Origin of the sequence: Kushneria marisflavi (assembly GCF_002157205.1) — a bacterium.
Classification (GTDB): Bacteria; Pseudomonadota; Gammaproteobacteria; order Pseudomonadales; family Halomonadaceae; genus Kushneria; species Kushneria marisflavi.
Genome location: NZ_CP021358.1, coordinates 3,539,683 through 3,566,306 on the forward strand (window position 1 = coordinate 3,539,683; position 26,624 = coordinate 3,566,306).

At 50.6% G+C, this 26,624-nt stretch carries 25 protein-coding genes; all 25 read left to right on the top strand.

Translation table 11 applies throughout. From position 1 onward, the window contains the following. Positions 1–46: 46 nt before the first annotated feature. Complete coding sequence (locus tag B9H00_RS16135) at positions 47–2,281, top strand: polysaccharide biosynthesis tyrosine autokinase (protein WP_086901517.1); 2,235 nt, start codon at positions 47–49, stop codon at positions 2,279–2,281. A 70-nt stretch (positions 2,282–2,351) separates the two neighbouring features. Next, the gene (locus B9H00_RS16140; protein ID WP_236944308.1) at positions 2,352–3,638 is read left to right on the top strand and encodes an exopolysaccharide biosynthesis polyprenyl glycosylphosphotransferase; all 1,287 of its coding nucleotides are present in this window, start codon (positions 2,352–2,354) and stop codon (positions 3,636–3,638) included. 160 nt (positions 3,639–3,798) lie between these two features. Beyond that, a complete protein-coding gene (locus B9H00_RS16145) occupies positions 3,799–4,617 on the top strand; it encodes a hypothetical protein (RefSeq protein WP_147376590.1) in 819 nt (272 codons plus the stop codon). Then, positions 4,617–5,777, top strand: coding sequence for a glycosyltransferase family 4 protein (locus B9H00_RS16150; protein ID WP_086901519.1), 1,161 nt, complete (start codon positions 4,617–4,619; stop codon positions 5,775–5,777). The genes B9H00_RS16145 and B9H00_RS16150 overlap by 1 nt, the downstream gene beginning before the upstream one ends. Before the next feature lie 9 nt (positions 5,778–5,786). Further along, complete coding sequence (locus tag B9H00_RS16155) at positions 5,787–7,289, top strand: lipopolysaccharide biosynthesis protein (RefSeq protein WP_086901520.1); 1,503 nt, start codon at positions 5,787–5,789, stop codon at positions 7,287–7,289. 14 nt (positions 7,290–7,303) lie between these two features. Beyond that, positions 7,304–8,206, top strand: a complete 903-nt coding sequence (locus B9H00_RS16160; protein ID WP_086901521.1) for a glycosyltransferase family 2 protein — start codon at positions 7,304–7,306, stop codon at positions 8,204–8,206. A gap of 11 nt (positions 8,207–8,217) precedes the next feature. Beyond that, complete coding sequence (locus tag B9H00_RS16165) at positions 8,218–9,276, top strand: EpsG family protein (protein ID WP_086901522.1); 1,059 nt, start codon at positions 8,218–8,220, stop codon at positions 9,274–9,276. 15 nt (positions 9,277–9,291) lie between these two features. Beyond that, a complete protein-coding gene (locus B9H00_RS16170; protein ID WP_157663237.1) occupies positions 9,292–10,341 on the top strand; it encodes a glycosyltransferase family 4 protein in 1,050 nt (349 codons plus the stop codon). A 129-nt stretch (positions 10,342–10,470) separates the two neighbouring features. Continuing rightward, the gene (locus B9H00_RS16175) at positions 10,471–11,292 is read left to right on the top strand and encodes a glycosyltransferase (protein ID WP_157663238.1); all 822 of its coding nucleotides are present in this window, start codon (positions 10,471–10,473) and stop codon (positions 11,290–11,292) included. A 207-nt stretch (positions 11,293–11,499) separates the two neighbouring features. Further along, positions 11,500–12,339, top strand: a complete 840-nt coding sequence (cysQ, locus tag B9H00_RS16180) for a 3'(2'),5'-bisphosphate nucleotidase CysQ (protein ID WP_086901525.1) — start codon at positions 11,500–11,502, stop codon at positions 12,337–12,339. 88 nt (positions 12,340–12,427) lie between these two features. Continuing rightward, positions 12,428–13,786: a flagellar filament capping protein FliD gene (fliD, locus tag B9H00_RS16185; RefSeq protein WP_086901526.1), complete on the top strand. Its 1,359-nt coding sequence runs from the start codon at positions 12,428–12,430 to the stop codon at positions 13,784–13,786. Positions 13,787–13,869: 83 nt separating this feature from the next. Then, positions 13,870–14,229, top strand: a complete 360-nt coding sequence (gene fliS / locus B9H00_RS16190) for a flagellar export chaperone FliS (RefSeq protein ID WP_407656530.1) — start codon at positions 13,870–13,872, stop codon at positions 14,227–14,229. Between the two features lies 1 nt (position 14,230). Beyond that, positions 14,231–14,581, top strand: a complete 351-nt coding sequence (gene fliT / locus B9H00_RS16195; protein ID WP_086901528.1) for a flagellar protein FliT — start codon at positions 14,231–14,233, stop codon at positions 14,579–14,581. Positions 14,582–14,808: 227 nt separating this feature from the next. Beyond that, positions 14,809–15,669, top strand: a complete 861-nt coding sequence (fliK, locus tag B9H00_RS16200; protein ID WP_157663239.1) for a flagellar hook-length control protein FliK — start codon at positions 14,809–14,811, stop codon at positions 15,667–15,669. After that, complete coding sequence (locus tag B9H00_RS16205; RefSeq protein WP_086901530.1) at positions 15,666–15,950, top strand: EscU/YscU/HrcU family type III secretion system export apparatus switch protein; 285 nt, start codon at positions 15,666–15,668, stop codon at positions 15,948–15,950. Before fliK ends, B9H00_RS16205 begins: the two co-directional genes overlap by 4 nt. Positions 15,951–16,306: 356 nt before the next feature. After that, positions 16,307–16,663 (top strand): flagellar transcriptional regulator FlhD, encoded by a 357-nt coding sequence (gene flhD, locus B9H00_RS16210; protein WP_252997352.1) that lies wholly within the window; start codon positions 16,307–16,309, stop codon positions 16,661–16,663. Then, positions 16,653–17,213 (top strand): flagellar transcriptional regulator FlhC, encoded by a 561-nt coding sequence (flhC, locus tag B9H00_RS16215; RefSeq protein WP_086622972.1) that lies wholly within the window; start codon positions 16,653–16,655, stop codon positions 17,211–17,213. The genes flhD and flhC overlap by 11 nt, the downstream gene beginning before the upstream one ends. 329 nt (positions 17,214–17,542) lie before the next feature. Continuing rightward, positions 17,543–18,424 carry a flagellar motor stator protein MotA gene (gene motA, locus B9H00_RS16220; protein WP_086901532.1) on the top strand — a complete coding sequence of 294 codons (882 nt, stop codon included), beginning with the start codon at positions 17,543–17,545 and terminating at the stop codon, positions 18,422–18,424. A gap of 3 nt (positions 18,425–18,427) precedes the next feature. Next, a complete protein-coding gene (gene motB / locus B9H00_RS16225) occupies positions 18,428–19,375 on the top strand; it encodes a flagellar motor protein MotB (protein ID WP_086901533.1) in 948 nt (315 codons plus the stop codon). Between the two features lie 94 nt (positions 19,376–19,469). Continuing rightward, entirely contained in the window at positions 19,470–21,539 is a 2,070-nt protein-coding gene (cheA, locus tag B9H00_RS16230; RefSeq protein WP_086901944.1) for a chemotaxis protein CheA, read from the top strand. A 52-nt stretch (positions 21,540–21,591) separates the two neighbouring features. Further along, complete coding sequence (gene cheW / locus B9H00_RS16235; protein WP_407656531.1) at positions 21,592–22,095, top strand: chemotaxis protein CheW; 504 nt, start codon at positions 21,592–21,594, stop codon at positions 22,093–22,095. Positions 22,096–22,273: 178 nt separating this feature from the next. Then, complete coding sequence (locus B9H00_RS16240) at positions 22,274–24,064, top strand: methyl-accepting chemotaxis protein (protein WP_169713450.1); 1,791 nt, start codon at positions 22,274–22,276, stop codon at positions 24,062–24,064. 28 nt (positions 24,065–24,092) lie between these two features. Continuing rightward, positions 24,093–24,938, top strand: coding sequence for a CheR family methyltransferase (locus tag B9H00_RS16245; protein WP_086901536.1), 846 nt, complete (start codon positions 24,093–24,095; stop codon positions 24,936–24,938). Beyond that, complete coding sequence (locus B9H00_RS16250; RefSeq protein ID WP_086901537.1) at positions 24,935–25,549, top strand: chemotaxis protein CheD; 615 nt, start codon at positions 24,935–24,937, stop codon at positions 25,547–25,549. The genes B9H00_RS16245 and B9H00_RS16250 overlap by 4 nt, the downstream gene beginning before the upstream one ends. After that, entirely contained in the window at positions 25,546–26,607 is a 1,062-nt protein-coding gene (locus B9H00_RS16255; protein WP_086901538.1) for a protein-glutamate methylesterase/protein-glutamine glutaminase, read from the top strand. Before B9H00_RS16250 ends, B9H00_RS16255 begins: the two co-directional genes overlap by 4 nt. The last annotated feature ends 17 nt before the right edge of the window (positions 26,608–26,624 follow it).

The following is a 26,624-nucleotide window of genomic DNA, read 5'->3' on the forward strand; positions in this document are numbered from 1 at the left end:
ATATGCTCATGTACCATTTCGTAAATGGAATCAGTGATAAATCAATATGGCCTCGAATACTGAAAAATATCAGTCAACCGATTCCGGCGAAGAGCTTGATCTAGGCCGTCTTTTCGGTCTCATGATTGATAACAAGTGGCTGATCGCCCTGATCGTTTGTGTCTTCACGTTTCTTGGGATTCTCTACGTTACGTTTAAAACGCCGGTCTATCAGAGTGATGCACTCCTCGAGATAGAAGGGCGTGCCAACCCGGCCAGTAATCCGGTTCAAAACCTGGGTGTCTTCGGGGATACACCTCGCTCAACTGCCGAGATGCAGATTCTGACGTCCAGGATGGTACTGGGGCAGACGGTTGATCGCCTCAATCTGCAGTTGAATGTCACCCCGGAAGGGCTCCCGATTCTTGGTGACACGCTGGCACGCCGCGGTATCGAGCGCCCCTCCTTTGCTCAGGGATGGTCATCAGTCTGGGCTGGAGAAAGTATCAACGTTACTCGTTTTATCGTACCGGACAGCTGGATCAACAGACCGTTGACGATCAAATCACTTGGTAATGACCGATATGAACTTCGTGCCGATGGTCAACTGATTCTGGAAGGTCAGGTCGGGCAGCTTGCACAGTCGCGTGACGGCAACGTTGAAATGCGCGTCATGGACATGACAGCCGGACAGGGCGCAGAGTTCACTGTTGTCAAAAGTTCGCGCCTTTCAGCCATCAACAGCTTGCGTAGTGGTTTTGAAGTCGAGGAAGTAGGGCGCTCTGGCACAGGCATTTTAAAGCTGACGCTGCAGGGTACCGACCGGGCTGAAATTCGTAATAGCCTCAAGGCCATTACAGATATCTACATCACACAGAATATTGAAAGGCAGTCTGCCGAGGCGCAGCAGAGCCTCGACTTTCTTAACCAGCAGGCCCCGCGTGTTCGGGACAGCCTGGTGGAAGCCGAAAACAAGCTGAATAACTATCGTGTCAATCAGGATTCAGTTGATCTTGACCAAGAGACCTCTTCTGTACTGAATCAGATCGTCAACATTGATAACCAGCTTAATCAGCTCAAGTTTGATGAAGCCGATCTGTCGCGCCGCTTTAACAAGAGCCATCCACAGTATCAGGCGCTGCTGCAAAAGCGTGAAGAACTCAATGCTGAAAAGGACCGGTTGCAAAAGCGTGTTGATAGCCTGCCCGAAACACAGCAAGAAGTACTGCGGCTTCAGCGCGATGTGAACGTCAATCAGGAAATGTACGTTCAGATGCTTAACCGCATGCAGGAGATGAACATTGCAAAAGCGGGTGCAGTAGGTAATGTCCGTATCATTGACGACTCGACACTACAGAATAGCCCGGTTGCGCCACGCAAGGTTCTGATCACCGTCATTGCCTTTGTTTTGGGACTGGTCGTTGCCATCATTGTGGTACTGATTCGTCGAATCATGAATCGCAGTATCGAAAGCCCTGAACAGCTTGAGCAGATCGGCATACCTGTTTATGCCTCTATCCCGCTAAGCAGCAACCAGGGCGGTCTTGTAAAAAGAACGGGCAGCAATCGTGGTTTGCGTATCAAGCGCAACCAGGGCGCCAGAAACACGGTAGACACCGGAGTCTTGGCACTGCGTAACTCGGATGACCAATCTGTTGAAGCAGTGCGCAGTCTTCGTACCAGTCTCCACTTTGCCATGATGGAGGCTCCCAATGCGCGACTCATGATCAGTAGCGCCAGTCCGGGTGCCGGCAAAAGCTTCGTGGTCTCCAATCTTGGTGTGGTCTGCGCTCAGGCAGGGCAGCGGGTTCTGGTCATTGACGCAGACATGCGTATGGGACATCTGCATCATGCCTTCAAGGGTAAATCGGAAAAGGGCCTGAGTGATATCCTGGCACGCAGGACCACGGCTTCTGAAGTAGTGCGCTCTGGTGGTGTTGATGGGCTCGACTTTATCTCACGTGGCGCCGCCCCACCGAACCCGGCAGAGCTTTTGATGAGTGCCGGCTTTAGTGAGCTTCTTGCCTGGGCAGATCAGCACTATGATTTGATCATTATTGATACACCGCCCATCCTGGCAGTAACGGATGCCGCTATTATCGGTAAGCAGGCGGGTACCAATATGCTGTTGGCTCGCTACGGAGTGAATCCTCCAGCTGAAATCGAACAGGCAAGACGTCGATTTGAACATAGTGGCGTAGACATCAAGGGAACCGTGCTTAATGGTGTAGAGCAAACGGCCTCCCATCGGTATGGCGGCAATTACGGTAATTACCACTATAGTTACGGTAAAAAATCGTAAGTATTAAAAGAACGCCTCGTGATCACTCTGCTTTAGGCAGAGTGATCATATTGGAAGTGAGAAAAGCAACATGGAAACGTTCACAAATTTCATGGAACAAAATCGTCGTCATTCACGGTGGTATGAAAAGCTTCTACTGAGCTATCGTTTTAACCAGGCGCTGGGGCTGGTGATTGCAGTGCTGCTGCCAGCCCTGTTTCAGTGGAACTGGAATCTTGCGCTTGAATGGCAAGTAGAGCGGTGTATCACTTTGCTGGGTACAGCTGTGGCATATTTGATCGCCATCATTGCCGTACATAGCCTTGTCAATTTTCCAAGAACCAAAGCGTTTTTATACATCATACCCTTCATTACCATTTCATATATTGTAATGATGGCAGTATTGCTTAGTCTGCAAATTCAAATCGAAACAACCCAGATTGTTCTTTCTTATCTGATCGCGGTGCTTTATTGCTCGCTGGGTTATCAAATCAGTACACGCTACAGAACACGTAAGTTGGCTGTGGTCCCCTTTGGGCGTGTGCACGAATTTTGTCACGATCAAAGCGTCGATTGGCGCTGGCTGGAAAAGCCTGATCTTGAAACAATGCGTGTAGATGGTGTTGTCGCTGACCTTCGCGCTGACCTGGATGACGGCTGGCAAAAATTTTTGGCTGACTGCACAATCCATCGCATTCCTGTATTTAATGCAAGGCAGATTCACGAATCCATTACTGGTCGAGTACATCTTGATCATCTATATGAGAACAAGTTCGGAAGCTTAACCCCTAGCGAAAACTATGAGTTTGCCAAGCGCATAATCGATGTTTTCGGGGTCCTGCTGGTGCTGCCGGTGGTGTTGCCTATCATGCTGGCGACCATCATTATTATTAAAAGAGACGATCCGGGTCCTGCCTTTTTTAATCAGCAGCGTATGGGGTTTCATTGCCGGCCGTTCAAGCTTTTCAAATTTCGAAGCATGTATATGAATCATGAGGGTCTTGGCTTTACCTCGGAAGGTGAAGACCCACGTATTACACGAGTTGGCAAGGTTATCAGGAAATATCGTATCGACGAGCTTCCGCAGCTTTTCAATGTACTCAAGGGCGATATGAGTCTTATTGGTCCAAGGCCCGAGTCATGCAGTCTGGCGGAGTGGTATGAGCGAGATGTTCCCTTCTTCAACTACCGTCACGTTGTACGTCCCGGGATATCAGGATGGGCTCAGGTAGAGCTTGGCTATGCTGCCGAAGTGGAAGGAATGACCAAAAAGCTCGAGCATGATTTTTACTACATCAAGAACTTTTCTTTCTGGCTGGATGTTCTTATTGTTATCCGCACGATCAAGACCATGCTGACAGGCTTCGGCGCTAGATAAGATCGTGCGTAATATTTTCTGGGTATCGACTTTCAAGTCGATGCTCAGAATTTATTTTTTAAAATAATAATTCTGTTCGACTCGACAAAAGACTCATGACGTGTCGCACGGTATAAAATAATATCGCGCGACAAAACGATTCGTATTGTGTGGGATTAGCATGTCTAAATATAGTTATATAATCAACTCTGGGTGGTGGTGTGGTGAAAAGACACCTGAGAATGAAAAAAGGGTTGAATATGGCTCAAGTGAAATCAGGGGCGTTGCTTTTTTTCGCGAGTGGTATGAATCGATAAATCGTCATACGTCACCCACCAAAATTATTGTGGTTGATTCCGCTTCACCTACCATTCCTGAATTGCCTGACGATGATCGTATGGAGTTTGTCAGCATGGATGTGAATGGAGGGCACTCCACAAGTCATATAGGGAAATATGCCGGCTGCACAAGGTGTTTTTTCGTAGGCTTGGCTTATGCTTATGCGAGTGAAGCTGATTACTGGGTGTATGTCGAGCAGGACGCATTGCTTTTCGGCAATGGCATTGTTGAACATGCTATTGACAATATGAATTCTGATTTTATGTTTGGAGATAGAGGCAATACACCTCAGCCCTTGCAGCAATCAATGATGATCATTCGAAAATCTGCCATCCCTCGTTTTTTAAATGCTTATGCGCGGATCAAGGCGACTGATGAAGTCATTACTCCCGAGATGAAGTTTGCGATCGCCTCCACAAAAGTAGCGCAGTGGTTGCCGGAAAGCTTCTTCTTTCAAAGAGACTACAGTACTTTCAAAAACAAGTTGATGAACAAGCTGCAATACTGGTTGTTCAAGTACGGCAGAGGATATGACGTTTTCCCTTTTGGCTTCGGTCGTACAAAGCCGGTTAACTTTGACGAGCGATATGGTTATTTCCAGCACGGTGACGACCAAGAGCTTCAAAATTACAGAGAAGCTGTTAACAAGGATGTATCTTGATGAAAGTGCTTCATCTTGTTTCTGATTTCTCAAACTCTTCCGAGACTTTTATTTACGATCTTATCGTAGATATGGAAGAGTTGGGCGTCGATAACCATGTAGTCACCAATCGACATATTAATAAGATTGAGCGTCCTTTCAGTAAGGTAATTAGTTTTGACATAGACAGTCGTAATATCTTTGAGAAAATTTCGAAGCGTGGCCGTCGTAAGATCTTTAACGATTACCATGTGTTTGAGCAGCGGAAGCTGCAAAAAGTAGTTGATGATCTCCAGCCGGATGTACTGCATAGTCACTTTAATTACTTTTTTGAAAATATACACGATTTGATCGAAAAAGGCTTTCATGGCCGCGTTATTATTTCGACACATGGTATCGATGTTGTGAATAATAAGCTTTATGGCCAGCCTCAATACGTCGAAAAGGTCTATAAATGTCAGCAGCATGACAATATTTTTTTTACGGCACCGTCTCATTATTTGAAAAAGAAACTTCAGGATATTTTTGGCATTTCGAGCAACAAGATTATTGTGCTCCCTAATTGTGTCAATATCTCCCTGGCCGACTTCGAAGAAAAGAAAATCAAAGTTGATAGCGAAATTTCTATTGTTAATATAGGTCGATTTGTAGGGTTTAAAGGTCAAACATATTTGATCGATGCCCTGTCGATGCTGCATGACAATGGATACAAACAGGTCAGCCTCAAGCTGATCGGATTTGGACCCTTGGAAAATATGCTAAGGCACCAGGCGGCCAATCTTGGACTGGAAAGTGCAGTTGATTTTAAAATAGATCTGCCACGTGAAAAAATATTTGAAGAGCTTTCTTCCAGCGATATATATATTCAGTCTTCTGTTCAGGATGAAGAAACTGGTCAGGAGGAAAGCTTTGGGATCGCTGTGCTTGAAGCTATATCCGTTGGATTACCTATAGTTGTGACTGATAGTGGGGGCCTGCCAGATACTATATGTGAAGCGCCCTATGAACCGATGACACAGATTATCAAAGCAAAAAACAGCCGGGCCATTTATCAGGCTGTTATAAATATAATTGAAAGCTCACATCCACCGCTCAAAAAAGAACAGGTAGACGATTTACTTTCTAATTTCAGTACCGATACCAATCGTAAAAAAATACTTGAGCTATATCGCGGTGTGTGAGGAAGTCAAATGAGTAATACGGATGCAATGAACCGGGATTTAAAGTCCGGTTTTGTTTTTGGCTTCATCGAAAAATACTCGAATCTTATTGTACAGTTTGCTGTTACCATGGTGCTGGCGAGGTTTTTGACACCAAGCGAGTTTGGTGTTGTTGCCACTGTTATGGTTATTATTTTTTTCTTTAATCTTTTAGGGGAAATGGGGCTTGGTCCAGCTATTATCTATCATAAAGAGCTGACCGCTGAAGAAATACGAGGGCTTTTCCTGATTTGCTTCGCTTTGGGAATCGCACTATATTTCATTTTTTCAACCGGCGCTTTTATCGCTGTCGATTTTTTCGATAACGATATTTATTTCAGTGTCATGCCGCTGATTGGTGCCATGATTCTGTTCTCTGTTGTTTCAATTGTGCCTGAAACATTATTGCGCCGGGAGAAAAGGTTTAGCGCCGTAGCGATTATTACACTTATTAGCGCTCTTGTGTCAGGTGCTATCGCATGCATTATGGCTTATCGAGGATATGGCGTATATGCATTGGTATGGAAGTCCATTATCCATACCGGTATGCGATTCTTTCTGGTATGCATATATGCCGGTTGGAAAAATTTGATAGGTAAAATAGCACTGACTGGATTCAAAACAGTGCTGGGGTTTTCTACTTACCAGTTCATGTTCAATTTCCTGAATTACTTTTCCAGAAATTCTGATAAAATTCTGATTTCCAAATTCATTGGTGAAGCGGCAGTAGGCCTTTACGATATGGCTTATCGTTTGATGATGCTTCCTATCCAGAATATTGCAGGCATTGCGACCGCAGCACTCCAGCCGGTATACAGTACTTTTGGCCAGAAGGAAGTTGCAAAAAGTTATAATGGCCTTGTAAACAAAATATTCTTTCTCGGGCTTTTTGTCGGCATTTATATTTTTCTGTTTTCAGATAAAATTATATATGTTCTTTATGGTCCGGGATGGGAGAAGTCGGCGGTCATTCTTCAATGTTTGACGCCCTTTTTGATTTTTCAAATTGTATTGGCGACCACCGGAGGGATATGGCAAACCCTGGGGCAAACGAGATCACTATTCTACTGTGGGGTTTTCTCTTCGATTACGAGCGTCTCTGCTATCGCAATGGGCGTCTATCTACAGAGTCTTTATTTGGTAGCATTGTTGCTCTCAATCGCCAGTGTTCTTAATTTTGTGCAGTGCTTCTGGTTATTGCATGTGAAAAATGAGAATTTCAGGATGGGCTTGCTATTAAAAGGCATGCCCGCCACAGCATTACTTTCCCTTGTTGTTCTAGGCATCATGCTTGGTGCTGTATATATAATGCCTTCACCATTTAGCTTTATGGATAGTAAAACGCTTTCCAGTCTCTGTGAGCTAACAATCTTTGGGTTTCTTCAATTGTTTATTACCTTGGCTGCAGGTTGGGTGCTTAAGAACGAGTCGATTATGTTCTTTGTTCGAATATTGAAAAAGCCCTTAAGAAAAATCAAGTTACGCTCAGAATAATCGAGTCATAGATAATGAAAATTTCAGTAGTCATTCCTACTTACCGTAGCAGTAGCTTTATAAAAGACACACTTGAAAGTGTTCATCGATCTGCAGGTGGGCACGATTATGAAGTCATTCTGGTAGATGACTGCTCAGATGATGTTCAGGTTTTGGAATCTATTGTTATAGATTCACCGAATACTATTCTGATAAAGAAAGATCAAAAGTCGAATGCTGCCGTGTCAAGGAATATAGGTATAGAGCGAGCTTCAGGCAGTCATGTTTTTCTGTTGGATTCTGATGATCATTTTAAATCGGACTATGTGAGTGAACGTCTGGATTTTATGAACCAGCATCAGCATGATTTCTGTTTCGGCGCTTATACAGATGTTTCAATTGACGGAGAGAGGGATTTCATTGAACAGCCTGACGTACGTGATCCGCGTCACTACCTTTTCATTGAAGATAAGGATATAAGAACGTCGACCATCAGTTTCTTGGCAGAGCGCAAGGATACCTTTCGTTTTAACGAAAGTCTGAACAAGCATCAGGACTGGGGTTTTTTAATCGATACTGCCGAACACAGCAGATCCTGGGGGTATGATCCCGTTCCGGGTGTGCGCCTGAACTGTGATCGTGATGGCCGTATGAGCGGTTCCATGAACATGGAAGCCAGCAGGGTATTCATGAGCAAATATCTTGAGGATCCCCGGCATATCAGTGGTTTTGCCAAGCGTCATTTTGTATTGGCAGCCCTTCTGAAGGACCATGGTGCCTATCGATTTTTCTCGGATCGCATTATGCCTGAACTTTTGAAGCCAAAGTTCAAAACGATCAAGTTGGCGGGAGATATGCTTGATAAGCTTGGTTTATTCTTTTTGTTGCCATGTTTGCTTGGCACCTATAAAGCCGTAGCCAGATTAAAAAAATCCTGATGGGTTAGTATATGACTGCTGAGCTGACATGGTATCTAGTCTTGTGTGTGCTTTCGTTTATTTATTGCTTTTTAAATAAAAGAACGCCACTTGTGCTGATTGTTTATGGTATTGCAATTTTCTATCTCTGGATTGTTCGTAATTCAGGGTTTGACTACGATATGGCTGGTTATGCTAAATATCTTTCCAGTACATTGGACTTTGCGACGGCGTCAACATACTATACGCGAGAATTTGTGTATTGGTTTGGTTCCGGATATTTGTATGAATGGATTCGGGACGATGTCACAACACTTTGGGTGATCGATATTATATGGTTAACCCTTCTTTTCTATGCAGTGGGCAACCGCAAGCAGAGTCTGGGTATACCACTGTATGTGGCTCCATTTATGCTGGTATTTTTTCCAGTGCTGATGGGGTATGAAAACGTATACCGCCAGCTTATTGCCTGTATGTTTATATTGTATGCGTTTTTTGGAGCCAGAAATCTTTTTGTAGCGGGCTTCTTTGGGTTGCTGGCGCTGTTTACCCATAATGCATCAATTGTATATATGCCTTTGCTCTATCTTTTTGCGGTCACAAAGGGAATGACGGTTCCAAAACTCAGCATGTTTCACAAAGGCGTCTTTTCCTTTTTGTATCTGTTGATGCTGGGCGGGGTTTACTATTCCTCTCTGGCAGATAGCGAGTTTGCCAAATCATCAAGTACTACTGGTTTGCCATTGACTTACGCGTATTTGATGGTATTTATTGCCATGTCCTTTATCGCTTTTTTGATTTCCAATTTCAATTTTAAGCGGTTTTTGAAAAACAATATCTCTCTGTCGTACGCCATTTTTACCTTTTTGGCGTTTATACCCGCTTTGGGTGGAGCTCAGGCAGAAAGAATTGGCATGATGCTATTGGTGGTTATTGTCCCGATCTTTGCCATGAATCTGGATCGGGCCATGAAAACCCAAAGTGAACGACTCCTCATGCGGATTTTGTTCGTCCTTGTAGGCATCGCGCCAACATTTCTGTTCAGCTCGGCCTTCAACTTTCTTACTACAGCCTCGCGTCAGTTTGGTTAGGGCATGGAGACGATATTGAAAATTGCCCAGATTATTACTGAGTTCAAGCCAAATGGGCCTGGTTACGTTGTTAAAAACATTGTTGATAACCTGCCGTCTGGTATGGAATCGACTATTTTTTATCTGCGTGGACCATCGACGCTTGAAGCAAATTGTGGCATTAAACCAATAAGCTTTCGTAATATTAATGTGCTGAAAGGCTTCGACATTGTTCATTCTCACGGTATACGCCCGGATGTGCTGTCAGCTTATGCAGGAATGTTTAGCAAGAAATCCTTGCATGTTTCCACTTTGCACAATTATGCAAGAGATGAGCTTCTCAACATCTATGGACCGAAAGTGGCAATGTTGGCTACACCCGTATGGATGGCCACGTGGCGTCGAATGAGTTCGCTGGCAGTATTAACGCAAGATGCCAAGGATTTCTATTCGAGTAGCTTGCCATTGGAAAAGCTGCATGTGGTTCACAATGGAATTGGCCAACTACCTCATGTAAGTTCGCTTAGTTCGGAAGACGATACCAGGCTTAAAAAGCTGGGTAGTCAATATCACATTCTAGGGACCAACGCCCATCTTATTCAACGCAAGGGGATAGATCAGGTCATTAGAGCTTTGGTCGATATGCCTGATTGTGCTCTTGTTATTGTAGGAGATGGGCCTTATCGGCAAACATTGATTGAGCTTGCCGAGGAAATGAAGGTTTCAGAACGCTGCTGGTTTGCCGGACACCGCAACAATATTGCTGCTTTTCTGCCGCATTATGATGCCTACATTATGCCCAGTCGGAGCGAAGGCTTCGGGCTTGCCTTATTGGAAGCAATGGAGGCCAAACTGCCCTGCATCTGTAGTGATATCAATGTTTTTAGAGAGATTATGGGAGATCAAGCTGCCTTCTTCACCCTTGAAGATCCTGATTCTCTTGGCAGCGCGGCCCGTTTTGCGCTCAACCATCGTGAAGAGTTGGCCGATGGTGGGTACAAGAGATACTTGCAGAAGTTTACCGGTGAAGCCATGGGCAAGGCATATGCCGAGTTCTATAGCAACGTCATGTCCGGGCGCAAGTAATTTATTTGCGAATGCCAATATCCGTTTGAAGACAGTATGCCGACATTGATCGCTGTTACGCCTGGCAGTCTATATCAGGTGTATGGCAGACGATGTGGCTGCCAAATCAATAAGCAGGAAAACGATCAAATGAAATTTTCGGTGTTGATGTCTGTATATGACAAGGAGTCGCCGCGCTTTTTACGTGAGTGCCTTGAAAGCATCAGGACACAGAGTGTGCAACCTGATGAGGTTGTCATTGTTGAAGACGGTCCCATCAACGATCAGCTGCATGACGCGCTTGATGACTATCGCCCCACACTGAATATTGTTTCTGTCAAACTCCCTCAAAATAAAGGTTTGGGAGAGGCTCTGAATACAGGGCTTGAACACTGCCGTAACGATCTTGTGGCGAGAATGGATACCGACGATCACTGCTGTCCGGGTCGCTTCGAATTGCAGGTCAACTATATGACGGCCCATCCTGAAGTTGACATGCTGGGTGGTGCAATTGCCGAATTCAACGAAGATCCGCAAAAACCTCATGCCATACGTGAGCTACCTACCGGCAAGGAACAGGTGGCACGCTTTGCTCGTTCGCGCTGTCCGGTCAATCACATGACGGTCATGTTTCGCCGTGCCGCTATTCTCAAGGCCGGTGGTTATCAGCACTTTCTTGGAATTGAAGACTATTATCTTTGGGCGCGCCTGCTTTGCCAGGGAAGCCATATCGATAATGTCAGCGATATTCTGGTCAACGCTCGTGTTGGTAATGGCATGTTGGCAAGACGTCGTGGCTGGCACTATTTCAAGCAGGATGTGAAGCTTCAGAAGAAGTTTCTTGATATGGGATTTGTAGGCCCCGGTACCATGTGTATGAACGTGCTCAAAAGAGCTCCGTTGCGGCTCATGCCGGAAAAGCTTCTTGCTGCTGTTTACCAGGGCGTTCTTCGTAAAAAGCCGGTGGCCTGATACGACCGCTTGATAAAGTAATTGCAGTACATTTGCCCCGATACAGGCTTAAAGCCTGTATCGGGGCTTTTTGATTTTCAGACGATGATTGCGTGATAAGACACCCAAAATCAGTGTTGCTCGGCTTATGCAAAATAGCCCAACAGGCTCGGCTGGCATTGATGTACCACGTATAGTGTTCAAACAAGTGGGACAGGAAACGAACTCATGAACAAGCTGGTTGAGTCCATCAAGAAAATTGCCTGGGAGGCCTGTGACGCTATCCTGGAGGTCTACCAGAGCCCGATAGAAGTGACTGAAAAAGAGGACACCAGTCCTCTAACTCAGGCTGACTTGTCAGCACATCGATTAATCTCGCAACGCCTGTCCGTTTTAACTCCTTCATGGCCCACGCTATCGGAAGAGTCAGTAGACTCTGACATTGAAGACAGATTGTCGTGGACAACCTTCTGGCTGATCGATCCTCTGGACGGCACCAGGGAGTTTATCAACCGAAACGGTGAATTTACGGTCAACATCGCGCTGATCCATGAGGGCAGGCCGATTCTCGGAGTGATTGCCGCTCCTGTTTTGAACACCATGTGGTATGCGGTGAAAGATAAGGGGGCATGGCGTCAAAATCCGGATGAGCCGGCAAAGCGTATTGCCACGACTACCTGGCAGCCCGAACAGCGCCTTCGCATTGTAGGAAGTCGCTCTCATGGCAATCACAAACTCGAGCGCCTTTTGAAGGTTCTACCGCCCCATGAGCTTGAAGGCGTAGGCAGTTCTCTCAAGTTTTGTCGCATTGCAGAAGGTGCAGCCGACTGTTACCCAAGGCCCGGTGCCACATGTGAATGGGATACGGGAGCTGCGCACATTATCCTCGAAGAAGCCGGCGGCACCGTTCTTCGATTGAACACCGAGACGTATAAGGTTGAAGAGTCGCTTCAATATAATCAGCGTCACTCACTGATTAACCCGGATTTCATTGCTCTTGGGCGAGGGCTTGCCGAGAAATGGAATGAACCGGGTTTTTTGAGTCACTATGTTGGCACCGCGCCTTAAATATTCTGCGATAGCTGCCGATAGTGTCACCAAGAGAACAATGAATCCGCTTCTGCCTGCCAGGATTCACCATTCCGGAGAGTTATAAATGGCTATCGAATCACTGGGTGTCGGTTCCAACCTTAATCTGTCATCACTACTTGACGGTCTGGAAAAGTCTGAAAAAACCAAGCTGCAACCGATTACAGCCAAGCTTTCGTCGACCAATGCCAAGCTATCTGCGTTTGGCCAGCTTCAGAATTCGCTTGAAAGCTTTCAGACTGCAGCCCAAAAGCTCAACGACTCAAAACTCTATCAAGGCTTTGCAACGCAGGTCAGTGGCTCGGCATTGACGGCAAAAGCCGACAGTACGGCAGCTGCAGGCAGTTATGACATTCAGGTCAATAGTCTTGCGACAGCTGAATCACGAGCTACAGCGGGACGCGCCGACACCGACAGTATTGTTGGCACCGGTCAATTGACCATCAATCTTGGAAGCAAGTCTACTGATATTGATATTACCGATGGTTCATTGAGTGGTATTCGCGACGCCATCAATAAAGCCGATGCCGGTGTCACAGCTTCCATCATCAACGACGGCAGTGGAACCCCTTACCGACTGGTATTGAATTCTCAAACGACAGGTGCCGCTTCAACCATGTCGTTTGATAGTACCAATAGTGATCTGAAGTCGCTTTTCAGTGGGGCTGAAACGACGGTGACAGCGCAGGATGCCAGTATTACCGTTAATGGATTGGCCATTACAAGCTCAACCAATACGGTAAAAGAGGCTATTCAGGGGGTCACCCTTGATCTTGCCGAAACGACAGCTGCAGGAGCATCAACAAAACTGACGGTTAATCAGGACACTGACAGCGTCAAAACGGCGGTGAAGGATTTTGTCACGGCCTACAACAACCTGGCTGACAAGATCACTTCTCTGACAAAGCCTACTGGCGAAGGGGATAGCTTCAGAGGCGCTGCGTTAACCGGTAACAGCAATGTTCGCTCTGTTCAAAGCACGCTTCGTAACATCATGAGCAGCGCGGTCGATGGTGGCGGCATGAATTATCTTTTTGAAGCCGGCGTCAGTTTTAGCAAGGATCTCACTAAAAGTGGCAAGCTTGAGATTACGGATGAAGCCAAGCTGGACAAGGCGCTTTCCTCGAACCTTGATGGCATGAAAGGGCTTTTCAGCGGAGACGGTACCAACGGTATCGCCTCAAGGCTGGATAGCAGCATCAAGCAGATGCTGTCTGACAATGGGGTTGTCGGTAGTGCCCAAACAGGCTTGAAGAGTTCGGTAGAAAGTCTCAAGGACCGTAGTGCCAAGATGCAGGACAGCATCAGCACGACCATGGAACGCTACAAGAAGCAGTTTCAGCAACTCGATTCGCTGATGTCTCAGCTCAACAATACTCAGTCGTACCTTGCTCAGCAGCTTGACGCACTCAATAAAGCTTCATAATACGATTACTGCGACGGATACCAGTTATGTATACACAAAGAGGGGCAAGCACCTACGCATCTGTAGGAGTGGAGACAGGGGCCATGAGCGCCTCTCCTCATCAGTTGATCGTCATGCTGTTCGACGGTGCCATGGCGGCCATATTCAAGGCCAAATGGGCCATGGATCACCATGACATTGCTGGCAGAGGCATGGCCATTTCAAAGGCGATCGATATCATTGATGGTGGGTTGCGGGCCAGCCTGGACATGACGCGTGGTGGAGAGCTGGCAGGGCGGCTGTCATCACTTTATGAATATATGTCACGCTCGCTTCTCAAGGCCAATGTCTCCAATGACAAGGCGTTGCTTGAGCATGTGGAAAGCCTTTTAAGCGATATTTCCGGGGCATGGAAGGAAATCGGTACGGCTTCTCAGCAACCTGCCGCAGCAGCTCAGGGCTGATATGGAAAAAAAACGTGCTCTGATCATCCATGGCTATGAGCGGGCCCTGAGTGTGAGCCAGGAAATGCTGGGTCACGCCGGTACTGGGCAGTGGCACAAACTTATTGAGCTTGAGCATGATTATCTATGTGAAATCGATCGGCTTCGAGTGCGCGACGAACAGATAACCCTGGATAGCGAGCGCCAGGCCTACAAGAAAAAAATTCTTGCCCAGCTTCTGGAAAACGACCAACAGCTTCATTTGTTATTGCAGCAAAGGCTTGATGAGCTCAGCCAGCTCATGGAAAAAAGCCGGGTGCAGCAGCAGGTCAGTCGTGCTTATAGTGCGACATCAGCTCCAATGGGTGAATAGTCATGAGTACCATTACGCCACTGCTGGATACCTTGCTTCATAATGTTCTGGGGCGTCGTGCGGATCTGGATCGGGTTGCTTCAAGGCAACCCGATTTGCCGTTGGGAAGCGTGACCTATGCACCGGCCGTGCGTCATGGTACCTCGGATACGCCTGATGAAACGCTGGAGCGCCATAGCGATGATGCGGCGGCAAGAGCCAAACTACCTGACAAGGCATCTGCTCGTGTGACCACTTCGAGTCAGGGTCTTTTTTTTCAGGACACCGCTTCGGATAGCACGCCCGGATCCTCCAGAACGCATTTCAGTGCTGAAGCCAGAGCCATTTCGCGCATTCTGGAGAAATTTCCTGCCACGGCTCCTGTGATTAGCACTGATTCGGTCCTGTTGCCGACGGAAGAGTCGCCCAAAGCGCCCGCACTTGCAGCGACGCTCGCCTCGCAGATCAGGCATAGCGGGCTTTTTTATGAGTCGCACCTTCGTCAATGGCTTCTGGGGCAATACAATCAACAAGCGTTGCTCAAGGAACCACAAAACAGGTTTTTCCAGCTTGCTGCGGCTGGAAGCCAGACACCTTCCGATGCCGATCCGGCATACGATACCTTCTTCGTAGCCATGCGCGAGCGCCCTGCAGCACAAGCCGCAATGACTTCCTCTGAACGAGAAGGTGTTAGACAACACACCATGACCTCTGGCCAGGATGACCTTCAGGGAGTTCTGCGTCATCAGCTGGAGCTCATGACGTCTTCTCTGGTTCGATGGGAAGGCTTTCTAACGCCTCAGATACCTGTGCACTGGGAAATCGAGCAACAGTTCGAGGCGGCTGATAGTGAGCGTTCAGATGAAACGCCTCGGATCTGGCGCTCGAAGCTGAGATTGACGCTGCCTACCCTGGGACATGTTGACCTTGAAATCAGTCTTCAGGACAAGGTCATCAACGTCAGCGGTAGGGTAGAGCTGCCTCATCTGGCTTGGATGACCGTTCAGGGGCGCCAGCTTGATGAAAGAATGGCCGGAGCCGGATTGCAACTGGCCAACCTGCATTTCACTCCTCAGGGCTCAAATGATCATGGGAGTGGAACAACATGACAGCATCAAAAGGCTATCCCAATGATCGTCAGCGCGCTGTTGCCATCGCGCATGATGGCAACGACGCTCCTCGTGTGGTGGCCAAGGGGTATGGTACGACGGCCGATGCCATCATTGAAAAAGCACAGGCAAGCGGCATCTTTGTGCATCAATCACCAGAGCTGGTCAATCTGCTTTTGCATGTCGATCTCGATGATCGCATCCCCAGGGAATTGTATCTGGCGCTGGCAGAGCTTCTGTGCTGGATACATGAGCTTGAGCGTGACGCCACCTCTCTCTAGCAGCACGCAAAGAAACGCTATATTAACGCAAAGATACAAAACAATTTATTTCATTTGACGAAATAGGGCCCTTTTTGGGCCCTTTTCGTCTAACGTTGATTTTATTGAGTAATTTCTCTGCTATTGTCTTAATAAGAGTCGTAGGAAAACATTGTTTCCGTACTAATCAAAAAAAGGGTTGTGGTAGTAAAGTATGATGTGTCAATATTGCAGAAAGTAACGGGGCGTTACATTTCGGTTGGATAGTGTCGCCTCACCTGGCAATGATCCTGTCACGGAAAACGGTCAAGAGCGTGAACAATCGCCGCTGTACCTGTCGCGACACGGATAAATTTTCAAGACGAGGGGAAGGGAACATGATGACCACAAGCCATCTGCTGGACGATATTCGTAACGTCAATCTGTCTTATCTGCTTCTAGTTCAACGGCTTTTGAACGAAGACCGTTCTGCTGCCATGTTCAGACTGAAGCTGAGCGAGCAGATGGCGGATACCCTGGCATCATTACCCATTTCACAGCTTGCAAAGCTTGCGAACTCCAATCAGCTGCTGTGCCACTTTGCACTGGTTGATCCTGCTCAGCTCGCATCGCTGACGACGCAGCAGCGCGAAGACGATCTCAAGCGCACCCACGCTGCCATTTTGCTGGCCGGCAGCATGCATGATGACGAGGAGGAGGTGGTGCTGAAAAAGGGGCACCATCATGGCCGATAAAAGCGTCATCAATGAAGTACGTGATATCCAGCTGGCGATCGAGCTGATCGAGCTTGGCGCCAGGCTTCAGGTGCTTGAAACCGAAACAGACCTTTCCCGTGGGCGATTAATCCGTCTCTATAAGGAAGTACGGGGTGTTTCACCGCCGAAAGGCATGCTCCCTTTTTCGACGGATTGGTTTATCACGTGGCTTCCCAATATCCACTCGTCACTGTTCTACAATATTTATCTTTCTCTTCGGGAACAGAGTCGCTGTGATCGAATGGAAGCCATCATCAAGGCCTACCGGCTCTATTTTGAGCAAATCTCCATGCTGGAAGATGGTGAAGCCGTATTGGGACTGACCCGGGCGTGGACGCTGGTACGCTTTTTTGAAAGCGACATGATGCAACTCTCTTCGTGCACCTCATGCAGTGGCAGATTCGTTAACCATGCACATAGTCTTGATCAGGACTTTGTCTGTGGAATCTGCCAGCCGCCGTCTCGAGCCGGAAAAACCCGTCGTGCTGCCGAGAGAGAGCGTATTAGAAAGGAAAGTGGCGCGCAGTGATGCCAGGATAGCTTCATCGTCATCCTGATGGCCTGTGGCTACCAATATTTCCACCGCCCTGACAGCTTTCGCCGTCGGGGTTTTTTTATGCCATCTGCTTTTCGCGCTCACCCCTTCAAAAAAGAAAAATAGCCCCTTTTTCAGAAGCTAGTCCTGCCTTTGATAGTCCATAAAAGGTTTTAACCTTGCCGGTATCTTCCCGAGAGTCGGGTACGTATTGCAGCAGACGTCATATCCCTTTTCCCCTGAAGAAACTGATGAGATGGGCGCTCAAGACAAACCACTTTTGGCCGATGATATCTCCAGATTCTGAATACTGAGGAATTACCGTGCTTATATTATTTGGATATGTTGCTGTTGTTGCCTCGGTAATCGGGGGGTACATGATGGTGGGTGGTCATCTCGCCGTGCTATTGCAGCCGGCCGAGATCGTGATCATCTGTGGAGCTGCCATGGGCGCTTTCATCGCCAGTAATAATGGCAAGGCGATCAAGGCAACTCTTAGGGTCGTGCCAAAGCTCAAGGGAAGCGTCAAATACAACAAGGAGCTTTTCATGGAGCTCATGGCGCTTTTGTACCTGTTACTGGCCAAGGGTCGTCAGGAGGGGATGATGGCACTTGAGCGCGATGTTGAAAGTCCTGCAGAAAGCCCACTGTTTACTCGCTACCCCAAACTGATGGCAGACCCTTTGCTAATGGAGTTTTTGACCGACTACTTGCGCCTGATGATCAGCGGCAACATGGATGCCTTCGAAATCGAGTCACTTATGGATCACGAAATCGAGACGTTCCAGCATGAAGCCGAAATTCCCGTCAATGCGATTTCCGGTGTAGGTGATGGCCTGCCCGCCTTTGGCATCGTGGCCGCTGTCATGGGGGTAGTACATGCACTGGGTGCCGAAGGTCTGACACCTGAAGAGGTAGGCCCGCTGATCGCGGCGGCTCTGGTCGGTACTTTTCTGGGCATCTTGCTGGCCTATGGCTTCGTGACGCCATTGGCGACTCATGTCAGGCATCAGATCGGTGAAGTCGAGAAAATGCTGCAGTGTATCAAGGTCACGCTGCTGGCCAATCTGAATGGTTACGCACCGCCGATTGCCGTCGAGTTTGGTCGCAAGGTGCTTTATTCAACCGAGCGACCCAGCTTCAGCGAGCTGGAGGAGCATGTTCGCGCCGTTCGTTCACAGCCCAGTGGCAATGGGCAGGGATAAATCATGAGCCAGCATCGCCGTCCCGTTGTTGTACGTCGCAAAAAGGCTGCCGGCCACCATGGTTCGCATGGTAGCTGGAAGATTGCCTACGCCGATTTCATGACGGCCATGATGGCCTTCTTTCTGGTGATGTGGTTGCTGGCCGGTACATCGAAAGCCGAATTCGAGCAGATCAGCGAATATTTTCGGACGCCTCTCAAGGTGGCACTGGCTGGAGGGGACCGCAACTCGGCCAGTGACAGTGCCATTCCGGGCGGGGGCGATGATGTCATGCACAGCGACGGTGAGCGCTCCCGGATCACCATTGAGCAAAACAGCAGCGTGGCGCCAGACATGTCGGCGCTAAGCAGGCTCAAGGCTCGCCTTGAAGCCTTGATGCAGGAGGACCCGGCGCTGCGCGATTTGCGTTCACAGATGCGCCTGGATCTGACGCCCGAAGGGCTTCGAATTCAGATCGTGGACAGTCAGCGGCGTCCCATGTTCGAGCTGGGCAGTGCGCGTGTAGCACCTTATATGCATCGTATTCTTACCGCCATTGCGCCGCTGCTCAATGAGCTGCCCAACAAGCTGACTTTGTCAGGGCATACAGATGACCTCCCTTTTGCTGCCGGTCTCAAGGGGTACAGCAACTGGGAACTTTCAACCGATCGCGCCAACGCATCACGGCGTGAACTGGTCGCGGGAGGGCTTGAGCCCGAGAAGCTGCTACGTGTCATCGGCATGGCGGACACCATGAATATGCCGGGTGAAAAAGACAATGCGCTTAACCGTCGGATCAGCATTCTGGTGCTCAACAGCCGAGCGCAGAAAATGATGGAAGAAGAAAACATGGCCCCGGGCGCGCCGGCCATTATTGATGGTGACAAAACGCCGATTTCCATCGACGGACTCACCCAGGGCGCGGGCGCTCTGAATACTTCGGGGGCGTCAGAACAGACGACACAATCATGAGCATCATGACGGCAGGTTTTGAAGGCACTTTCGCGTGCGCTCGAGTCGAGCGTGGGATCGAATCCAGAAGCAGGGCAGGGCATCAGTCGTGAGCATCGACATTACCGAGTTCTATCAGACATTTTTCGAAGAGGCCGAGGAACTGCTCAGCGATATGGAGCAGCAGCTGTTGCAGATCGATCCCAGCGATCCTGACGGCGAACAGCTCAACGCCATCTTTCGAGCGGCACATTCCATCAAGGGTGGCGCGGGAACATTTGGCTTTACCGTGCTGCAGGAAACCACGCACCTGTTCGAAAACCTGCTCGACAAGGCGCGACATCGCGAACTGACCCTTGACCCCACCACCATCGACATATTTCTGGAAACCAAGGATATGCTCAGCGATCAGCTCAATGCCTACCGTCAACAGACCGAGCCGGACAGCGCCGCCTACGAGCGTATCTGTAACACCCTGAAGGCTCTGGCCGAAGAAAAGGGCCACGGCGGTAGCGCGGCGGCTTCGGCCACAACGACCGATCAGCCCTCCATGACAGGCCCTGCACCGGGCGGTGCGATGGTCATCCGAATTGCCGGTGTGGCGGCAGATAATGCCACCAGTCTGGCAGAAGAACTGGCGCTTTTTGGAACCGTGCTGGAACAGCAGCATGCCGGTGAGGTATTGACCGTTCGACTGGAAACCGCCACGGGTGAGGAAGATATCCGCGCCGTACTGTGTTTCGTGGTTGACGACGACCAGATCACGTTTGAAAACGCGGCAGCAGCGTCCTCGGACGACAGTCTGGAAATGACAGCCGAGGAATGGCCTGTCGAGGAAGAACCTGTTCACGCCACACCTGAGGCAGAAAAGACTCCTGCGGTCGAACCCGCTGGCGTTGAGGCCCCGGTAGAGCCTGCCAAAGCGGCTGCGCCTGCGGCCAAAAAGCCCGAGCAAAGGGTTGCTGCCAGCAGCGAAAATGCCTCCCTGCGTGTCTCGATCGAAAAGATCGACCAGATCATCAACCTGGTCGGTGAGCTGGTCATTACCCAGTCCATGCTGGAACAGGGCACATCCGATTTCGATCCGGTCACCCATGGCAGTCTGCTCAGCGGCATGAACCAGCTGCAGCGTAACGCGCGTGACCTGCAGGAAGCAGTCATGTCGATCCGCATGATGCCCATGGATGTCGTCTTTAACCGCTTCCCGCGGCTGGTACGTGATCTGGCCGGCAAGCTGGGCAAGCAGGTCGAGCTCGAAACGGTGGGCAAGTCGACTGAACTCGACAAGGGGTTGATCGAGCGGATTGTCGATCCGCTGACGCACCTGGTCCGCAACAGTCTTGATCACGGTATCGAAACGCCTGATCGTCGCCTGGCTGCAGGCAAGCCTGCCTCAGGCAAGCTGACCCTTTCCGCCAGCCATCAGGGCGGCAATATTCTGATCGAGATCAGTGATGATGGCGCAGGCCTCAATCGAGAGCGCATTCTGAACAAGGCGCGTGAGAACGGCCTGGCCGTATCGGATGCCATGAGTGATGACGATGTCTGGCAGCTGATCTTTGCGCCGGGATTCTCGACGGCCGAGCAGGTCACCGACCTGTCAGGCCGTGGGGTCGGCATGGATGTGGTCAAGCGTAATATTGCCCAGATGGGCGGGCATGTCGACATTCTTTCCCGTCCCGGACAGGGCACAACGACGCGGATCGTTCTGCCGCTGACGCTGGCCATTCTTGACGGTATGTCAGTTCGAGTCGGAGAAGAGGTCTATATCCTGCCGCTGGGTGCCATCAAGGAGTCCATGCAGGTCAGACCGGAAGATATCAGCACCGTGACGGGCAATGATCGCGTACTGCATGTTCGTGGTGAATATCTGCCGCTGGTCGAGCTTTATCGTGTTTTCGATATTCCTGATGCGCAGCAGGATGTGACCAAAGGCATTGTCATGATTGTTCAAAGCGAAGGTCGCAGCTTTGCCTTGCAGGTCGATCAGCTGATCGGGCAACACCAGGTGGTGGTCAAGAATCTGGAAACCAATTATCGACGTGTCCCCGGTATCTCCGCCGCCACCATACTGGGCGATGGCAGCGTGGCCCTGATTCTGGACATTCCGGCACTGTCGCGTACACCTCAGGATCGTGAAGGCAGCCACACCGGGCATCATCGTGGTGCCGCTGCACTGCACTGATCCAGGCGTAAAACGAACAGTCACTTTTAATTCTGCTCGATGAGTCGGGCACATGGGAGTTGAGATAATGGAAGCTTCTGCTATCGAAAAGGTACAGCTGGAAGGTGAGGGTCATGAGTTTCTGGTCTTTCGCCTGGGCTCGGAAGAGTACGGCATCGATATTCTGAGCGTGCAGGAAATTCGCGGCTATGAAGGGGTCACGCGCATTGCCAATGCGCCCTCCTTTATCAAGGGGGTCACCAATCTGCGCGGGGTCATTGTTCCGATCGTGGATCTGCGCCTCAAGTTTGCACTGGGCAACGCGGACTATACGGCACAAACCGTTGTGATCGTGCTCAATATCGGCCACCGCGTGGTGGGTGTGGTGGTCGATGGCGTCTCTGATGTTCTGGCGCTGACGGGTGAGCAGATCAAACCGGCACCGGAATTTGGCTCGACCCTTTCTACCCATTACCTGATGGGGCTGGGCAGTCTGGACGATCGCATGCTGATTCTGGTGGATATTGAAAAGTTGATGAGCAGCGAAGAGATGGCTCTGATCGACAAGGCTGTCTGATCGATCCGGCTGCTTCCAGGAGCGCCAGCATGTGCTGGCGCTTTTTTTATGCCTGAGAAAATAGCGTACTTTAAAACACGCTAATCCTTGGTTTGTTTTGCCCGAAACATAGTTTGATATGCCCAGACATGTCGGCAGGCAATGGCCGGCCATCGAGTTCATTTCAGGAGATCGAGCCGTGCGTAACAATCAACCGATCAATGACAAGCACTACGTGCTTGATGAGCAGCAGTTTCTGATCTCCCAGACGGATACGGACGGCAATATCATCTATGCCAACCCCGCCTTTATCGAAGTCAGTGGATTCGAGCGTCATGAATTGATCGGGGCGCCTCACAACCTTGTGCGCCATCCGGACATGCCGCCCATTGCCTTTGCCAATCTCTGGAAGACCCTGCGCGATGGGGAGACATGGACCGGCATGGTCAAGAACCGGCGCAAGGATGGTGGCTACTACTGGGTCAGAGCCACGGTCATGCCCATTGTCGAGCAGGGCCAGCTCAAGGGATATGCATCAGTGCGCATCAAGGCTGATGAGGCGTCCATTGCATATGCCGAACGGGTATATCGACGCATCAATAGCGGTCAGGGCAAGGGGTGGACACTGGTCCATGGGGTCATTACGCCGGCAGGGCCATTGGGCTGGGCGCATCGGATAGATCGTATGGCGCCGGCCCAAAAGGCTGGATGGCTGGGAAGCGCGTGTGCGGTCTCGTCTCTGTTCCTGCTGGGTCTTCTGGTGGCGGATTATCAGATGCTGTCGACCCAACAATCACTATCGGCGCTCATGAGCACGCTTACCATCGGTGCCACGCTGCTGGCGGCGGGTACCGCGGCGGCAGGCACCCTGATGATACGACGTGCCCAGCGCTCGCTTGAACAGGCCCTGGTGTGCTGTCGACAGATTTCCAGTGGCAATCTTGAGGCAACCAGTCAGAGCCAGGATCACCTGATGGTTGCCCTGGATACCATGCGCAAGTGCCTGCTGGGTGTGGTTCGTGACGTCAAGGGCAGCGTTGGTGTGATCTCTCCCGCCAGTAGCGAGCTGGCGACCGGCAATCAGCATCTCTCCCGACGCACCGAGGAGCAGGCGGCATCACTTGAGCAGACGGCCAGCAGCATGGAGGAGTTGACTGCAACGGTCGGGCACAACGCCGAGCATGCCAGTGATGCCTCGAAACTGGCGAATGAGGCATCGACCGTGGCCGAACGTGGCCGCAGCGAAATGGGCGATGTCGTCACGCGCATGGAGGGCATTACCCAGGCTTCGGCGCGCATCTCCGATATCGTGGGGGTTATCGATAGTATTGCCTTCCAGACCAATATCCTGGCGCTCAATGCCTCTGTAGAAGCGGCCCGCGCCGGCGAGCAGGGCAAGGGGTTCGCCGTGGTCGCCAACGAAGTGCGTTCACTGGCCAGTCGTAGCGCCCAGGCCGCGAGTGAAATTCGTGATCTGATCGATAAATCCTCGGTTGAAGTCCACGCCGGTAGTGAACTGGTGGCCCGAGCGCAGTCCACCATGACTGATATCGTCGGCGGCGTACATAGAGTCACGACGCTGATGCAGGAAATTTCAGCAGCCACTCGTGAGCAGAAAAATGGCATAGATCAGATCGGTCAGGCCATTCAGCGCATGGATGAAATGACGCAGCAAAATGCTGCCATGGTCGAGCAGTCCTCGGCGGCATCGGAGTCGATGCGTCAAAACGCCGATCACCTTAATGAAATTGTCAGTCTTTTCAGGATCAAGGAAAGCGCTCACACGCCGATAATAGCTTCAGGCAGGGCAGCTTCCTCATCAAAACATGGAAGAGAAGCCCACGACGGAGAATCGAGCAAACACGCTTCAACGTCGTCACGTACCAGGTCTGGCCGGCCCGGCACCTCTGCTCCTGCAAGGACAGGGATCGCTCGCTCACAGGGTGAGTCAGTGTCCGGGGCGGCAGAAGAGGACTGGACAACCTTTTAATCACTTCAAGTGATGCGGAGTAAAAGACGTGACAGAAGTCGCTGAAAGCCGCGATTTAAAACTGACGCATGAGGATTTCGAGCGTGTAAGGCGCTTGATCCATGAGCGTGCAGGTATCGCACTGGCGTTACATAAAAAAGAGATGGTCTATAGCCGTCTGGCACGTCGCTTGCGCACGCTTGGGCTCAATCAATTCAAGTCCTATCTGGATTTGCTGGATGGCCATGCCGAGTCCTCGGAGTGGGAACATTTCGTTAACGCGCTGACGACCAACCTGACCTCTTTTTTTCGCGAAGCACATCACTTCCCGATTCTGGCCGATCACGTCCGTGCCCAAAGCGGCAACATCAAGGTGTGGTGCTGCGCGGCGTCTACTGGCGAAGAGCCCTGGTCGTTGGCCATGACGCTGACCGAGGCGCTCGGGTCGAAGGCACAAAGCGCCAAAATTGTGGCCACCGATATTGATACCAAGGCGCTTGCCACGGCGGCGGCCGGTATCTATCCGATCGCTCAGATCGAGAAGCTGTCGATGGAGCAGCGCAAGCGGTTTTTCATGCGTGGCGTGGGGGCCAGGTCTGGCGTGGCACGGGTCAATCCAGCGCTGGCGGCCATGGTGGAATATCAGCAGCTGAATCTGTTGGAAGCACGATGGAGCGTAGAAGGGCCCTTTGATGCCATTTTCTGCCGCAACATCATGATTTATTTCGACAAGCCTACCCAGAAACGGATTCTGGAAAGGTTTGCGCCATTGCTTAAACCCAACGGACTGCTTTTTGCCGGGCATTCCGAAAACTTTACTTACCTGACCGATGCCTTCCGGCTGCAGGGACATACTGTTTATGGGCTCTCTTCAGGTCCGGGTTCCCGGCCATGAAATTTCGCGAGCAGGAAGGCCTGGCCAACCACTTTTACTTTGACCGTGATGACAGTCTTGACGCCGTCAAGCTGTTGCCGAGCGAGTATTACGTGGCTTCAAAACCCATGGTGCTGTCGACGGTGCTGGGCTCCTGCGTTTCTGCGTGTGTTCGCGACAGTGTCGCAGGTGTCGGTGGCATGAATCACTACATGCTGCCCGGAGATGGCAGCCATGACACCAGTGGGCCGAAACTGCGCTATGGCGAACATGCCATGCGTACCCTGATCGACGAAATCTGTCGGCTGGGCGGTCGTCGCGACAGGCTGGAAGCCAAGGTGTTCGGGGGCGGTATGGTCATTGCCGGTATGGCATCGCGCATCGGATTTGCCAATGCCGAGTTTGTCATGGCGTGGCTTGATCGTGAAAACATTCGTGTGCTTGCGCAGGACCTCAATGGTAGCCATGCACGTCGCGTGCACTATCTGCCGGGAACGGGTCAGGTAAGGGTCAGGCGTCTCAACGGTAGTGACACGGTCTGTCGTCGTGAAAAGACGTTGATCAATGCGCTGGTTGAAGATGCAGTTCATCCGCTGGTCGCGGCTGCAGGCATGAAAGGAGCAGGACGGTGAGCAAGATCAAGGTATTGTGTGTTGACGACTCGGCACTGATCCGAAGCCTGATCAGCGAAATCATCAATCAGGAGCCCGATATGGAAGTGGTCGCCACGGCCCCGGATCCATTGGTGGCTCGTGATCTGATCAAGCGGACCAATCCCGACGTGCTGACGCTGGATGTCGAAATGCCGCGCATGGATGGACTGGATTTTCTGGAAAGACTCATGCGTCTACGCCCCATGCCAGTCGTTATGGTCTCCTCCCTGACGGAGCGGGGATCGGAAATCACCATGCGGGCGCTCGAACTCGGTGCGGTGGACTTTGTTACCAAGCCTCAGCTGGGCATTCGTGAGGGTATGGCCGAGTACGCGCATGCCATCACCGACAAGATCCGTGCGGCCTCAAAAGCCAGGCTCAAGGTGGCTCAGCCTTCATCGAATCCTGCGCCGGCCGCGCTTCGTGCACCGCTGTATTCCAGCGAGAAACTTTTGATCGTTGGGGCCTCCACGGGCGGCACGGAAGCCATCCGAGAATTTCTGATGCCACTGCCTTCGGACAGCCCGGCGATATTGATCACCCAGCACATGCCGGCCGGATTTACCAAATCCTTTGCCGCACGTCTGGACAGCCTGTGTCGCATCAGTGTGCGAGAAGCTGTACATGGTGAGCGTGTGTTGCCCGGCCATGCCTACCTCGCACCCGGTGGTGAGGCGCATCTGCGTCTGGTTCGAAGCGGTGCCAACTATGTCATTTCGCTGGACCATGAAGCGCCCATCAATCGCCACAGGCCTTCCGTTGACGCGCTGTTTGAATCTGCCGCCATCAGTGCCGGCAAAAATGCCATCGGTGTGCTGTTGACCGGCATGGGCAAGGATGGTGCTCAGGGGCTCTTGAAGATGCGTGAAGCCGGTGCCTGGACGCTGGCCCAGGATGAGGCCAGCTGTGTGGTATTTGGCATGCCGCGTGAAGCCATCGCGCTGGGCGCTGCATGTGAGGTTGTGCCCATTACCAGCATGTGCGAGCGGGCGCTGGCACAGCTGGGTGGCAACAATCGTCAGGCGCTGCGCGTCTAGCGCGGCACTACAGAATC

Excerpts from the sequence above, each read along its gene's own strand:
- B9H00_RS16150 (WP_086901519.1), top strand. The coding sequence starts at position 4,617 with ATGAAAGTGCTTCATCTTGTTTCTGATTTCTCAAACTCTTCCGAGACT.
- cheW (WP_407656531.1), top strand. The coding sequence starts at position 21,592 with ATGGGAGTTGAGATAATGGAAGCTTCTGCTATCGAAAAGGTACAGCTG.
- fliS (WP_407656530.1), top strand. The coding sequence starts at position 13,870 with ATGAGCGCCTCTCCTCATCAGTTGATCGTCATGCTGTTCGACGGTGCC.
- fliT (WP_086901528.1), top strand. The coding sequence starts at position 14,231 with ATGGAAAAAAAACGTGCTCTGATCATCCATGGCTATGAGCGGGCCCTG.
- B9H00_RS16160 (WP_086901521.1), top strand. The coding sequence starts at position 7,304 with ATGAAAATTTCAGTAGTCATTCCTACTTACCGTAGCAGTAGCTTTATA.
- B9H00_RS16155 (WP_086901520.1), top strand. The coding sequence starts at position 5,787 with ATGAGTAATACGGATGCAATGAACCGGGATTTAAAGTCCGGTTTTGTT.
- B9H00_RS16250 (WP_086901537.1), top strand. The coding sequence starts at position 24,935 with ATGAAATTTCGCGAGCAGGAAGGCCTGGCCAACCACTTTTACTTTGAC.
- B9H00_RS16165 (WP_086901522.1), top strand. The coding sequence starts at position 8,218 with ATGACTGCTGAGCTGACATGGTATCTAGTCTTGTGTGTGCTTTCGTTT.
- B9H00_RS16205 (WP_086901530.1), top strand. The coding sequence starts at position 15,666 with ATGACAGCATCAAAAGGCTATCCCAATGATCGTCAGCGCGCTGTTGCC.
- B9H00_RS16140 (WP_236944308.1), top strand. The coding sequence starts at position 2,352 with ATGGAAACGTTCACAAATTTCATGGAACAAAATCGTCGTCATTCACGG.
- flhC (WP_086622972.1), top strand. The coding sequence starts at position 16,653 with ATGGCCGATAAAAGCGTCATCAATGAAGTACGTGATATCCAGCTGGCG.
- B9H00_RS16175 (WP_157663238.1), top strand. The coding sequence starts at position 10,471 with ATGAAATTTTCGGTGTTGATGTCTGTATATGACAAGGAGTCGCCGCGC.
- flhD (WP_252997352.1), top strand. The coding sequence starts at position 16,307 with ATGATGACCACAAGCCATCTGCTGGACGATATTCGTAACGTCAATCTG.
- cysQ (WP_086901525.1), top strand. The coding sequence starts at position 11,500 with ATGAACAAGCTGGTTGAGTCCATCAAGAAAATTGCCTGGGAGGCCTGT.
- fliD (WP_086901526.1), top strand. The coding sequence starts at position 12,428 with ATGGCTATCGAATCACTGGGTGTCGGTTCCAACCTTAATCTGTCATCA.
- motB (WP_086901533.1), top strand. The coding sequence starts at position 18,428 with ATGAGCCAGCATCGCCGTCCCGTTGTTGTACGTCGCAAAAAGGCTGCC.
- B9H00_RS16145 (WP_147376590.1), top strand. The coding sequence starts at position 3,799 with ATGTCTAAATATAGTTATATAATCAACTCTGGGTGGTGGTGTGGTGAA.
- B9H00_RS16135 (WP_086901517.1), top strand. The coding sequence starts at position 47 with ATGGCCTCGAATACTGAAAAATATCAGTCAACCGATTCCGGCGAAGAG.